Annotated in this window: 10 protein-coding genes and 1 pseudogene; 9 read left to right on the forward strand and 2 right to left on the reverse strand. The window is 72.8% G+C overall.

Features of this window, described 5'->3' with window-relative positions:
* The first annotated feature begins 144 nt into the window (after positions 1-144).
* The 5 genes from ACZ4UV_RS40380 (at position 145) to ACZ4UV_RS40400 (ending at position 5,529) form a co-directional block, all read left to right on the forward strand.
* Positions 145-1,398: an FAD-binding protein gene (locus ACZ4UV_RS40380; RefSeq protein WP_451017161.1), complete on the forward strand. Its 1,254-nt coding sequence runs from the start codon at positions 145-147 to the stop codon at positions 1,396-1,398.
* 72 nt (positions 1,399-1,470) lie between these two features.
* Positions 1,471-2,715 carry an ROK family transcriptional regulator gene (locus ACZ4UV_RS40385; RefSeq protein ID WP_390034781.1) on the forward strand — a complete coding sequence of 415 codons (1,245 nt, stop codon included), beginning with the start codon at positions 1,471-1,473 and terminating at the stop codon, positions 2,713-2,715.
* A gap of 201 nt (positions 2,716-2,916) precedes the next feature.
* Complete coding sequence (locus ACZ4UV_RS40390; protein WP_390034782.1) at positions 2,917-3,918, forward strand: ABC transporter ATP-binding protein; 1,002 nt, start codon at positions 2,917-2,919, stop codon at positions 3,916-3,918.
* Position 3,919: 1 nt separating this feature from the next.
* The gene (locus tag ACZ4UV_RS40395) at positions 3,920-4,723 is read left to right on the forward strand and encodes an ABC transporter permease (RefSeq protein WP_390034783.1); all 804 of its coding nucleotides are present in this window, start codon (positions 3,920-3,922) and stop codon (positions 4,721-4,723) included.
* Positions 4,724-4,728: 5 nt separating this feature from the next.
* Positions 4,729-5,529 (forward strand): ABC transporter permease, encoded by an 801-nt coding sequence (locus tag ACZ4UV_RS40400; RefSeq protein ID WP_351493143.1) that lies wholly within the window; start codon positions 4,729-4,731, stop codon positions 5,527-5,529.
* Between the two features lie 15 nt (positions 5,530-5,544).
* Here the strand turns inward: ACZ4UV_RS40400 and ACZ4UV_RS40405 are convergent, their stop codons facing one another.
* Positions 5,545-6,804 carry an MFS transporter gene (locus tag ACZ4UV_RS40405; protein ID WP_451017162.1) on the reverse strand — a complete coding sequence of 420 codons (1,260 nt, stop codon included), beginning with the start codon at positions 6,802-6,804 and terminating at the stop codon, positions 5,545-5,547.
* A gap of 116 nt (positions 6,805-6,920) precedes the next feature.
* Here ACZ4UV_RS40405 and ACZ4UV_RS40410 point away from each other — a divergent pair, with 116 nt between their 5' ends.
* The 4 genes and pseudogenes from ACZ4UV_RS40410 (at position 6,921) to ACZ4UV_RS40425 (ending at position 10,333) form a co-directional block, all read left to right on the forward strand.
* The gene (locus ACZ4UV_RS40410; RefSeq protein WP_390034785.1) at positions 6,921-7,511 is read left to right on the forward strand and encodes a TetR/AcrR family transcriptional regulator; all 591 of its coding nucleotides are present in this window, start codon (positions 6,921-6,923) and stop codon (positions 7,509-7,511) included.
* On the forward strand, positions 7,504-8,184 hold the full coding sequence (locus ACZ4UV_RS40415) for an alpha/beta fold hydrolase (protein ID WP_467844960.1): 681 nt from the start codon (positions 7,504-7,506) through the stop codon (positions 8,182-8,184). The genes ACZ4UV_RS40410 and ACZ4UV_RS40415 overlap by 8 nt, the downstream gene beginning before the upstream one ends.
* Before the next feature lie 190 nt (positions 8,185-8,374).
* Positions 8,375-9,236: pseudogene (locus ACZ4UV_RS40420) on the forward strand (alpha/beta hydrolase); the annotation flags it as partial.
* Entirely contained in the window at positions 9,236-10,333 is a 1,098-nt protein-coding gene (locus tag ACZ4UV_RS40425; RefSeq protein ID WP_467844961.1) for a hypothetical protein, read from the forward strand. The pseudogene ACZ4UV_RS40420 and the gene ACZ4UV_RS40425, both read left to right, overlap by 1 nt.
* Before the next feature lie 287 nt (positions 10,334-10,620).
* On the opposite strand, the gene ACZ4UV_RS40430 is transcribed toward ACZ4UV_RS40425, so the two are convergent.
* Positions 10,621-12,318, reverse strand: a complete 1,698-nt coding sequence (locus ACZ4UV_RS40430; protein ID WP_451020829.1) for a DUF2264 domain-containing protein — start codon at positions 12,316-12,318, stop codon at positions 10,621-10,623.
* Positions 12,319-12,369 lie beyond the last annotated feature (51 nt).

A 12,369-nucleotide genomic window follows, 5' to 3' on the forward strand; every position in this document is an offset into this window, starting at 1 on the left:
TAGCAACCGGTCTCTACCGTAGGTCTCGGCGAATGAGAGGGTCAATGGAGAGGCACTCCCCGGAGGGGGCGGACACTCCTCGAAGGACACTCCTCGAAGGACGGCCGGCACTCTCCGGCGAACGACAGGGATGGGACGGCAGAGATGACGGATCCGGCACAGACGGTCACCAACTGGGCGCGCAACATCACGTACACCGCGAAGGAGTTCCACCGCCCGCACTCGCTCGACGCGCTCCGGTCGCTGGTGGCCGGCAGTGCGCGGGTACGGGTGCTGGGCAGCGGGCACTCCTTCAACCACATCGCCGATCCGGGCCCGGAGGGCGTGCTGGTCTCGATCGCCGGGCTGCCGCCGGTGATCGAGGTGGACACGGCGGCCCGTACGGTCCGGGTCGCGGGCGGGGTGCGGTACGCCGAACTGGCCCGCGCGGTCCATGCGCACGGTCTCGCCCTGCCCAACATGGCCTCGCTGCCGCACATCTCGGTGGCCGGCTCGGTCGCCACCGGCACCCATGGCTCGGGCGTGGCCAACGGGTCGCTCGCGGCGCCGGTGCGGGAGGTGGAGCTGGTGCTCGCCGACGGCTCGACGGCGAGGATCGCGCGGGGGGACGCGGGGTTCGAGGGAGCGGTGACCTCGCTGGGGGTGCTGGGGGCCGTCACCGCGCTCACCCTGGACCTGGAGGCGGCCTATGACATGGCGCAGACCGTATACACCGAACTGCCGCTGGACGGCCTCGACTTCCCGGCCGTGTCCGGCGCCGCCCACAGCGTCAGCCTGTTCACCGACTGGCGGGAGCCGGGCTTCCGGCAGGTGTGGGTGAAGCGGCGCACCGACCGGCCCGCCGTGGACTTCGGGTGGGCCGCGCCCGCGACCGAGGCGATGCACCCGGTGCCGGGCATGCCGGCCGGCAACTGCACCCAGCAGTTCGGGGTGCCGGGACCCTGGCACGAGCGGCTGCCGCACTTCCGGGCGGAGTTCACCCCCAGCAGCGGCGACGAGCTCCAGTCCGAGTACCTGCTGCCGAGGACGACGGCCCTCGAGGCACTGCACGCCGTCGACGCCGTCCGGCAGACGGTCTCCCCCGTCCTGCAGACCTGCGAGGTGCGGACGATCGCCGCCGATCCGCAGTGGCTCAGCCCCGCCCACGGCCGTGACTCGGTCGCCCTGCACTTCACCTGGGTGGACGACCTGTCGGCCGTCCTGCCCGTGGTGCGCCGGCTGGAGGAGGCGCTGGAGCCGTTCGACCCGCGGCCGCACTGGGGCAAGGTCTTCGCCGCCGCGGCGGCGGACGTGCGCCGGCGGTATCCGCGCCTCGGCGACTTCCGCGCCCTCGCCCGGGACCTGGACCCCGACGGGAAGTTCACGAACCCCTTCGTGGCGGATCTCCTGGACGGCTGACGGACCTGACCGACGGACTTAATCAAACCCTTAACGTAATGCCTTGTCGAAAGCGCTTCCCAGGCCATAGCCTTGCGCCGCGTGAAGCACACATCACGTGACATCCGCACCGCGAACCGCTACGAGGTACTGCGGCACATCATCGCCGAGTCTCCCACCTCCCGGCAGGAGCTGGCGGCCGTCACCGGGCTGAGCCTGGCCACGGTCGCCACCCTCGTCGGGGAGCTGCTGGAGCTGCGGATGATCACGGAGGTCGGCTTCGAGGACTCCGCCGGCGGCCGTCCCCGGGGACTCGTCGCGGTCAACGCCTCGGGCGGCGCGCTGATCGGCGTCGACATCGCGGAGACGTACGTCCACGTCGAGCTGTTCGACCTCGCCCTGAACGTGCTGGCCCGCGCCGAGGAGGACATGCGACCCGGCGAGATCCGGCCGGAGCAGGTGGTGGGGCAGGTGGCCGCGGCGGTCGGCGCGGTGGTGGCGCAGGCCGGGATCGAAGGCGCGCGGGTGCTGGGCGTCGGGGTGAGCGTGCCGGGGCAGGTCGACCGGGCCACCGGCATCGCCGAGTACGCGCCCAACTGGGACTGGCACGACGTGCCGTTGCTCGACCTGCTCGCCGAACACATCGCCTACCCGCTCCACCTGGACAACCCGCTGCGGGCGTGTGCGGTGGCCGAGCAGTGGTTCGGGGCGGCGCGGGGGCGCGGGGACACCGTGGTGGTGAACCTCGGGACCGGGGTCGGCGCCGGGCTCGCCCTCGGCGGCCGGCTGCACCGGGGGGTCAGCAACAGCGCCGGGGAGTGGGGACACACGACGCTCGTCCTGGACGGGCGGCCGTGCCACTGCGGCAACCACGGCTGTGTCGAGACGTACGTCGGCGCCCCCGGCATCATGCTGAACCTGCAGGAGCTCAGCCCGCAGAGCCCGCTGCTGCACCCGGAGGACCAGACGGCCACCGTGGGCGCGCTGGCCCAGGGCCTGGCGGACGGTGATCCGGTCGCGGTCGAGGTCGTACGGGACACCGCCCGCTACATCGGCGCCGGGATCGCCAACCTGGTCAACCTGCTCAACCCCGAACTGGTCGTGCTCAGCAGCTGGGTGGCCCGCCGGCTCGGGGAGCCGCTGCTGGCGGAGGTGCGCGAGGCCGTCCGGCGGCACGCGCTCGGGCGGCCGTTCGCCGCCACCGAGATCGTCCTCTCCCCCATCCCCACCGACCCGGTCTGCCTGGGCGCGGCCACGTTCGCGCTGGAGGGCGCGCTGCGCCCGGTGGGCCTACGCGGCGGCGGACGCCCGGGCCGCACCGTGCCGGCTGCCCGCTGACCGCCCCGCCTTCCGGGCCGCCGACGCGGTCCTCCCGGCCGTGGACGCCGCCGTCCCGGTGATCGAATAGTCCAAATCGCGGCTCGATTAATCCATTGCCGGGCTACTCGGCGCTCTGCGACCGTCGTGGCGTATCCGCGGCCGGTCGGCCTCACAAGCCGACCGGCCGCACGTCGTGCACGGAACGAGAGGGTCCCCAGCGTGGCCGGAACCATCGAGGTCCGCGGTCTGTCCCGCACCTTCCACACCACCGTCCGGCGCCCGGGTTTCGCGGGCGCCCTGCGATCCCTGGTCAACCCCGAACGCGTCGAGAAACACGCGGTCTCCGACGTCTCCTTCGATGTCGCCCCGGGCGAACTCCTCGCCCTGCTCGGCCCGAACGGCGCGGGCAAGTCGACCACCATCAAGATGCTCACCGGGATCCTCACCCCGACCTCCGGCGAGGCCCGGGTCGCGGGCGTGGTGCCGTACCGGGAACGGGAGCGCAACGCCCGCAACATCGGCGCGGTGTTCGGACAGCGGACCCAGCTGTGGTGGGACCTGCCGGTGCGGGAGTCGTTCGCGATCCTCCGCGACATCTACGAGGTACCGAAGGCCGAACACGCGGCACGCCTCGGGGAGTTCGACGACCTTCTCGAACTCTCCGCCTTCTGGGACACCCGGGTCCGGCACCTCTCGCTCGGCCAGCGGGTGCGCTGCGACCTGGCCGCCGCCCTGCTGCACGATCCCCCGGTCGTCTTCCTGGACGAGCCGACCATCGGCATGGACGTGGTGGTGAAGGAGCAGGTCCGCGAGTTCCTGCGGTACCAGGTGGCCGAACGCGGCCGTACGGTGCTGCTGACCACGCACGACATGACCGAGGTCGAGCGGCTCGCCGAGCGGGTGGTGCTGGTCAACCACGGGCGGCTGGTGCTCGACGGCTCGCTGGACGAGATGCGGCGCCGGTTCGGCTCGACCTGGCAGGTGCGGGCCACGCTCGCCGACGCGCACACGCCGGTCGTCCCGCTGCCCGGCATCACCCTGGTGCGCCGGGAGGGCCCGCAGGTGGTGTTCGGCCCGGACGGTCCGGCCGCGCCCACGGTCCACGAGGCGCTGAAGCTGGTCATCGAGCGGTACGAGGTGACCGGTGTGGCGGTGGACGAGGCGGACCTGGAGGACGTGATGCGGGCGGCCTACGCGCAGGCGAAGGCCGAGGCGGTCTGAGATGGCCCTCCTGTACGCCTGGCGCGCCGCCCGGGTCACCCCGCTCGGCGAGCTGTACACCCCGCCCCGGATGACCGGGGTCCTGCTGCGGCTGACCGTGCAGGTGGTGCTGGTCGCCTCGCTGTGGCGGGGCCTGTACTCCCAGACGGGTACGACCGCGGGTCTGGACCGCGGCCAGGCCGTCACCTACGCGGTGCTGGCCGTGCTCGCCTCCCGGCTGCGGGAGCTGGACCAGTACGCGGGCCGGGACTCCGTGATGCAGCACATGCACTTCGGCACGATCGTCTACTGGTACCTGCGCCCGCTGCCGCCCCAGCGCTACCACGCGCTGCGCGCGGTCGGCGAGCAACTGTACGGGCTGACCTGGGCGTCGGCGGGATACGCGGTCTGTCTGGCGGCCGGGGTGGTGGATCCGCCGCGGTCGGCCGCGGTGGCGGCGGTGTTCGCGCTCAGCCTGCTCCTCGGCCAGCTGGTCCTCTACTACGTCATGCTCCTCATCGACCAGTTCTGCTTCTGGACGCTGCGCAACAGCGCGGCGATGCTGATCCTGGTCTTCGCGCAGAACCTGCTGTCCGGGGTGTACGCGCCGCTCTGGTTCTTCCCGCACTGGTTCGTCACGCTCAGTTCCTTCCTGCCCTTCCAGGCGACGCTGAGCGTGCCGCTGTCGCTGTACGTGGGCCGGATCCCGCTGTCGGACGCCGGGCCGCAGCTCGGTGTCCAGGCCGGCTGGGTCGTGGCGCTGTATCTCTTCACCCGTTTCGTGTGGCGGCGCGCCGCCCGCCGTGTCATCTCCCAGGGAGGCTGAGGCCGTTGAACGCCGTCCGGATCGCCTGGCGCATCACGCGCCTCAACTTCCGTGCGCAGCTGGAGTACCGCACCGAGTTCCTGATGATGATCGCGATCGGCGCGGTCTGGCAGGTGTCGGTGATCGTGTTCGCGACCGTGCTGCTCACCCGGTTCACCGGGATGGGCGGCTGGGACAGCTCGGACGTCCTGCTCATCCCGGCGACGCGGATGCTGGCGCACGGTCTGTTCGTACTGGTCCTGGGCCGGGTGCACGGGGTGGGCCGGTACATCCAGGAAGGCAGGATCGACGCCTATCTGCTGCGCCCGATGCCCGTGTACCGGCAGGTGCAGCTGGAGTACTTCCCCACCAACGCCATCGGTGACCTGACGGTGGCCGCGGGCCTGATGGCGGGCGCGCTCGGCCGCAGTCACCTCGACTGGACGGCGGGCCGGGTCTCGTACCTGATCGCGGCGGTCCTGGGCGGGATGCTGCTGGAGGCGGCCCTGTTCACGGTGGTCGCCTGCGCCTCGCTGCGCTACCCGGCCGCCGACTACTGGAGCCGCTGGCTGGAGGAACTCCTCGGCACCTTCGGCAGCTACCCGCTGAACGTGCTGCCCCGGGCGGTCGGCGGACTGCTCACCTACGGCCTCCCGCTCGCCTTCGTCGCCTACTTCCCGGCGGCCGTCCTCACCGGCCACGGCCACTCCACCGGCGCCCCCTACTGGCTGGCGGCCGCCTCCCCCCTCCTGGGTCTGCTCGCCTACCTGGCCGCCCGGCTGCTGTGGCGGTGGGCGCTGGGGCACTACACGGGGGTGAACGGCTGACCGTCCCCGCGCGGGTCAGGTGCGGCCCGCGCCACGGATCGGGGTGCACAGGCCGGCGAGGGCGATCAGGGTGCAGCAGACTCCGGCCGCGGCGGCCACTGGGGCGGTGCCGTGACGCTCGGCGGCCCAGGTGAGGACGGCCGCGCCGACCGGGGCCGTCGAGTACTGGAGCGTCCAGTGCGCCGAGGTGACGCGGCCGAGGAGGGGTTCTGGGGTGATCTCCTGGCGCAGCGACATGGAGCAGGTGCCCGCCACGCCCACACAGGCCAGGTAGACCGCGGTCACGAGGGCCACGGCGGGCACCGTGTGCAGCCTGCCGAGCCCGGCGAAGGCCAGTCCGCACACCGCGGTCGTGCCGATCCAGGTCGGCCCGAAGCCGAGCCGCCGGCGGAGCGGGGCGACCAGCAGCGCCCCGGTGATCGTGCCGACCGCACCGACCGCGAGCACGGTGCCGACCGTCCCGTCGTCGTGGCCGAGATCGTGCTGCAGGTGGTAGATCACCAGGTCGTTGATGCCGAGGGTGAGGAAGCTGAAGAGGGAGAGGAGGCCGGTGAGCGAGCGCAGGACGGGATGGCGGACGAGGTACGCGATGCCGGTGCGCAGGTCGCGCCCCACGCTCGTGTCCTTGGGCACGCGCTCGTCCCCGGCGCGCTCCCGCAGCCGTACGAAGAACAGGCAGCCCGCCGACACCGCGTAGCTGGCCGCGTCCACGGCCACGGCGTCGGCCGGTCCCGTCCAGGCGGCGACCAGGCCCGCGCCCAGCGGGCCCAGCACACCGGCCGCGGCCGCCGTCGCGTTCAGCCGCCCGTTGGCCTCGGTGAGCCGGCCGGTGCCGACCAGCCCGCGGACGACGGTGACATACCCGACGGCGAAGAGCATGCCGACGGCCTCGCACAGGGGCAGGACCACGTACAGGAGCCACAACTGCGGCCCGGCGAGCCAGACGAGCGGGACCAGGCCGTAGAGGACCATACGGACCAGGTCGCAGGCGATGAGGAGCCTGCGGCGGTCGACCCGGTCCACGACCACGCCGGCGAACACGGCCGCCAGCACCATCGCGGCCCCGCCGACACCGGTGAGCAGGCCCATCCGGGCCACCGAGCCGGTCGCCCGGAGCACCAGCAGGGGGAGCGCGACCAGGCTGAACGAGTCGCCGAGGACGGAGAGGGTCTGGGCGAGCCAGAAGAACCCGAAGTCCCGCTGTCTCCAGAGTGGTCGGCCGTCTGACGCACGCCTCTGTCCCGCCCGCGCCACCCGTCGCGCCCCGTACGCCACGGCTCCCCCTTCCGCTCGTCCACAACCCTATGCCGCCGGGCGGGCGCCATAATCGCTTGCCCCCCATACCTAGGGTCTCTAGGCTTTCTCCTAGAACCCCCAGACGGAGGCATCACATGGCACGTGCCGGGATCACCGCCGACCGCCTGGTCGCGGCGGCGGCCGAGCTGGCCGACGAGGCCGGCTTCGAGCAGGTCTCGCTGTCGGCGCTGGCCCGCCACTTCGGCGTACGGGACGCGAGCCTCTACTCGCACGTCCGGAACCTCCAGGACCTGCGCCACCGGCTCGCCCTCCTCGCGGGCGGCGAGATGATCGACGGGATCGCCGTCGCCGTGGCCGGCCGGTCCGGGCGGGACGCGCTGGCCGCCTACGCCGACGCGTACCGCGCGTACGCGCTCGCCCATCCCGGGCGCTACGCGGCGACCCAGATCCGTATCGACCCCGCGCTCGTCGACCCCGGGAACCCCGCCATGCGCCGCACCGTGGAGATCACCTACGGCATGCTGCGCGGCTACGGCCTGGCCGAGCCCGATCTCACCGACGCCGTACGCCTGTTGCGCGCCACCTTCCACGGCTACTGCGCCCTGGAGGCCTCGGGCGGCTTCAACGCGCCGCGCGACGTCCGCGCCTCCTGGGACCGGGCGATCGGCGCCCTGCACGTCGCACTCGAGAACTGGCCCCGCGAGGAGACGCACCACCATGTCTGACCTGCACTACGACGTCACCGGCAGCGGCCCCGTGCTGCTCGTGGTCCCCGGGGGAGCCGGGCACCCGATGGGCCTGGGCCCCTTCACGGAACATCTGGCCCCGCACTTCACGGTCGTGACGTACGACCCGCTGGGCCTCGCCCACGGCCACCTCGGGGACCCGGTCGCCGACCAGGCCGTACGGGACTGGAGCGAGGGCGCGCACCGGGTGCTGGCCGAGGTACCGGCGGACGGCGAGCCGGCGTACGTCCTCGGCACCAGCGCCGGCGGAATCACCGCACTCGACCTGCTGGCCCGCCACCCGGACCGGCTCCGGCACGTCATCGCGCACGAGCCGCCGTGCGTCACCCTGCTGCCGGACGGCGAGCGGCTGCGCACCGAGCTCGTCGAGCAGCTCGACGCCGCCCGCCCGGCTCCCGGGACCCCGATGGCCGTCTTCCTCGCCCACGTCCTCCGCCCCTTCACCGCCTACCGCCCACCGGCCGCCCTGCCCCGCCTCACGATCGCGGCCGGAACCGCCTCGAAGGACCAGCTCCTGTACCGCACGGCGGAGTTCGTCGCCGAGCACACCGGCGCGGCCTTCACGGAGTTCCCCGGTGGCCATCTCGGCCCCCTGGAAGACCCGGCCGGATTCGCCGACCGGGTCAGGGAGACGCTGCTCGGGGCCGGGTGACACCGCACGGATGACGCAGCAGGGGCGACGCAGCAGGGATGACGCAGAGCAACCGGCCGCGCACCTGGAATGCAGCGACGGAGGAGGTGTGATTATGGTGGACAGTGGGTCCTCACCGAGGGGCTGACCCAGGGCGCAGACTCCGCAGGCCGCCGCACGGCGCCGGCGCATCGCGACGCTCGTCAGCCTTGTGCACTCGGCGCCATGCCCTTCCCGGACCGCCTCGATCGTCCTCGAACGCGAAGCACGGGAGGTCGCCGAAGCAACCTCGCACCATCCGTTCCTGTACGAGCTGGATCCCGCCGCGGCGCGCAAGGTCCTCGACGACCTCCAGGCCGCGCCGGTCGACAAGCTGCCGGTCGACGAGGAGTGGGTCACCGTGCCGGCCGACGTCGGCGACGTACGGGTACGCATCGTCAAACCGCAGGGCGCCACCGGCATGCTGCCCGTCGTGCTGTACATGCACGGCGGTGGCTGGGTGCTGGGCAACGCCGGCACCCACGACCGCCTGGTGCGGGAACTGGCGGTCGGCGCACGTGCGGCCGTGGTCTTCGTGGAGTACACGCCGTCCCCCGAAGCCCACTACCCGGTGGCCATCGAGCAGGGCTACGCCGCCGCCCAGTGGATCGTCCGCGACGGAGCGTCCAAGGGGCTCGACGCACAGCGCATGGCGGTGGCCGGGGAATCGGTCGGCGGGAACATGACGGCCGCTCTCGCCCTCATGGCCAAGGAGCGCGGTGACGTCACGTTCGTACAGCAGTCGATGTACTACCCGGTGACGGACGCGGCGATGAACACCGGTTCCTACGACCAGTTCGCCACCGGCTACTACCTGAGCCGCAAGCTGATGGAGTGGTTCTGGGACGCCTACACGACCGACTCGGACCAGCGCGCAGAGATCACCGCCTCCCCCAACCAGGGCCACCGCCGAGCAGCTCTCCGGCCTGCCGCCCGCGCTGCTGATCGTCGACGAGGCCGACGTGCTGCGCGACGAGGGCGAGGCGTACGCCGCCAAGCTCCGGGCGGCCGACGTTCCGGTGACCACGGTGCGGTGAGCCTCGGCGCCAAGTACCCCTATCTCTCAGCGGGTTACAACAACACCCGGGAGTGGAACAGAACCGCCACCGCGGTCGCCCCCGACGGCACGGTCCGGGTCGCCTGGCCCGCCGCCGACGGGGTGCACGTCACCCCGCTCACCGCGGGCGGCAAGCGGTCCGGCGCCGACACGGTCGTCAAGGGCGCGAAGGAGGTGGGCGGTCTGGTCGCCCACACCAACGGGTTCGCGCTGCTCACCAGGGTCGCCGACACCAACAAGTGGAAGGAGACGGCCGCCGCGATCATCCGCTACACCGGCGGCAGACGAACCTGGACCACCAAGCTCACCGGCACCGCCTCCCACGACACCTCCCCCACCCTCGACGGCCAGCTCACCTGGAACGGCTCCAAGTACGGCGCCTACTTCGTGGTGCACGGCGCGGGCGGCTTCGCCGACGGGCACTTCGGCGACAAGCTGTCGTACGTCAGCGCGGCGGGCAAGAAGCTGAGCGGCGGTTGGAGTTGGGGCTGCAGCCACAACGAGGGCATCGCCCTGCACGCCGAGGCCTCCGGCGCCTTCACCTCCCTCTGCTTCGCCGACTGGCGCTCGGGCCTGTTCGTCTCCACCGGCATCGGCGCCCCGGACGTGGCCCCGGTCGTCCAGCGGGAGCAGTGCTGGGCGGGGTACTGCGGTGGCACCTTCCCCGGCCGCACCGGCGACCTCGTCAAGTCGTCCGCCGGAAAATACGCGACCGCCTTCGCCTCCCGGGGCGCGGCCTCCGCCAGGAAGAACCCGGACGACAGCAGCGGCCGCGGCTGGACGGTCACCCCGAAGACCGCCACCCACCAGGTCGCCATCGCCTTCCTCAAGAACCGCAACTCCGGCCCCGGCAAAGCGATCTACCTCACCAGCGCCAGGACCGTCGAGAACGTCGACGTCCACCTCGCCCCGTACGGCAAGGACAAGCTCCTGGTCTTCTGGGAGTCCCTGAAGAACGCCAAGTGCTCGGCCGGCACCTGCACCGGCACCTTCACGGGCACGCACCTTCGGCTGGTCGACTGGAACGGCACGCCCGTCAGCGCCGACAAGGTGGTGAGCGCGGTTCACCGGTGACCTAGCGGTCCTCAAGGACGGCTCCCTCACCTGGGCCTACGCACCCGTCACCCCGAACTACGGCACTCCGCTCACGGGTCGTCCCCGACCACGACGACGCTGCGGATCGCGCGACTCACGCCGTGACCGACTCCGCGATCCGGCGCATGACCTCGACGGGCCGGCACCGGATCGCGGGCGGCCGTCTCGGCAGTGCCGCCGCGCGGCAGCAACCGCGTCGACCGCCGCACCGGCAGGCGGAGGCGGAGGGCGGCGGCGCGCGGTGTCCGCACCGCGCCCGACCCGGCTCAGCCCCGCCCGATGTCCTCCACATCCACTCCGTCCCCCTGCCACCGGACCCGCAGCCCGACGCCCCCGCTCCACAGAACGGTCAGCTCCCGGTCGCCGTCGGCGCGGACGGTCACCGTCTCCCCCAGCGGCTCGGCGTCCGCCGTGCCGGTGAGGCGGCTCAGTGCGACGAACAGGGTCGGGCCGTCCCCCGTGGCCCCGGTCAGCGTGTCGTCGAGGCCCACGGCGGGCAGCAGTTCGGCCCGGAGGCCCTCGGGTGCCGCCCACCCCGTCACCCGGACCGGCGTCCCGGGCCGCGCCCCCGCCACCAGGAAGGCCCGCACCTCCGCGGCCCCGTGCACGAGCACGGCGCTCGTCACCCGGGCGCCCGCCCCGGCCGTGTGCCGGGAGGCCGCCCAGCCCTCCCCCACGCCCAGCGGCTCGATCCGCGTGCGGCTCGGGTCGTCGCCGACGAGCACGCTGTTGTCGTACGACGCCGAGGGCTCGGTCACGGTGGAGTAGCCGAGCCGGGTGTAGTACGGGTCGTAGCGGACGTCCTCGCTGCCGTGGTTGTGGAGGCGGACGACGCCGTCCGAACGCGTCGACTGGAGCAGCCAGTTGGCGGGGGCGATCGGGGTGACCGCGTCGGCGCGTTCCGCCGGGCCCGGTTGCTCCGTCGCCGTCCACACCTCGTGCTCCGGCGGGAGCAGCAGCCCGAGGAAGCCCTTGCTCGCCCAGTACGGAGACGCAGGCCCCGAATAACCCTGCAGCACGGCGGTGTCGGGCCCGTGCCAGCCGAGGGTCAGGAGTCCGTGGGCGTCCACCGCGCCTCGGTCCAGGAAGTACTTCAGCGCTCCGGAGGCCAGTCGCCGGGTCTCCCCGGGGGACAGGGGCGTACGGCCGGTGAGGGCGCCCAGCCACAGCGGTGCCGTGGTCGCGAAGCGGTACGTCAGGGAGCGGCCCTGGTGCATGGGGGCGCCGTCGCCGCCGAACAGGCGGGCGTAGTCGGCAAGATGACGTTCCAGGCGGCCGCCGTACAGGTCGAGGAGTTCTGCGTCCGAGGCGAGCCAGGCGTGCAGCACCGGGTAGAGGTGCATCGCCCAGCCGTTGTAGTAGTCGTACTTGCGGCCGTCGCCGTCGGTGTACCAGCCGTCGCCGACGTACCAGTCCTCGATGCGGGCCAGGCCGTGGTCGACCGCCTTGCGCGCGGCCTCGGTCTCGTGGCCGATCTCGGCGAGGAAGCCGCCGACCGTCACCGGGAACAACTCCCAGTTGCAGGGCCAGGGTTCGGCGGTCAGCGCGTCGGCGAGCCAGGCCGCGGCGCGCTGCCGTACCGGGTCGTCGAGCCGGTCCCAGAGCAGGGGGCGGGTCAGGCGCAGGGCGAGGGCGATCGAGGCGGCCTCGACCAGCGGCTGGCTGCGGTCCTCGATGCGCGGCCAGACACCGGACACACCGGCGGCGAGTCCGTCCGCGTACCGCTGGAGCGCGGTCTCGTCGCGGCGGAAGGCGGCGAGGAGCAGGGTGCGGGCGTAGCCCTCCAGGCCGTCGGAGAGCCGGCCCGACCAGCTCTGGCGGTCGCCGGGGAGGTGGTAGAGGGCGCGGTCGTCGGTGGCGTACGGCTCCACGGCGGCGAGCAGGGCGTCGGCCGCCGCCTCCCAGTGGGCCCGGGTGTAGCCGGTGCGCGGGCTGGAACTGCGGTCCTCGGGAGGCAGCTGCATCGGTGCTCTTTCTCGCTCGTACCGAACCTCGGGCCGTTCGGACCTGGGGCG

Source organism: Streptomyces sp. NPDC028289 (assembly GCF_055565975.1).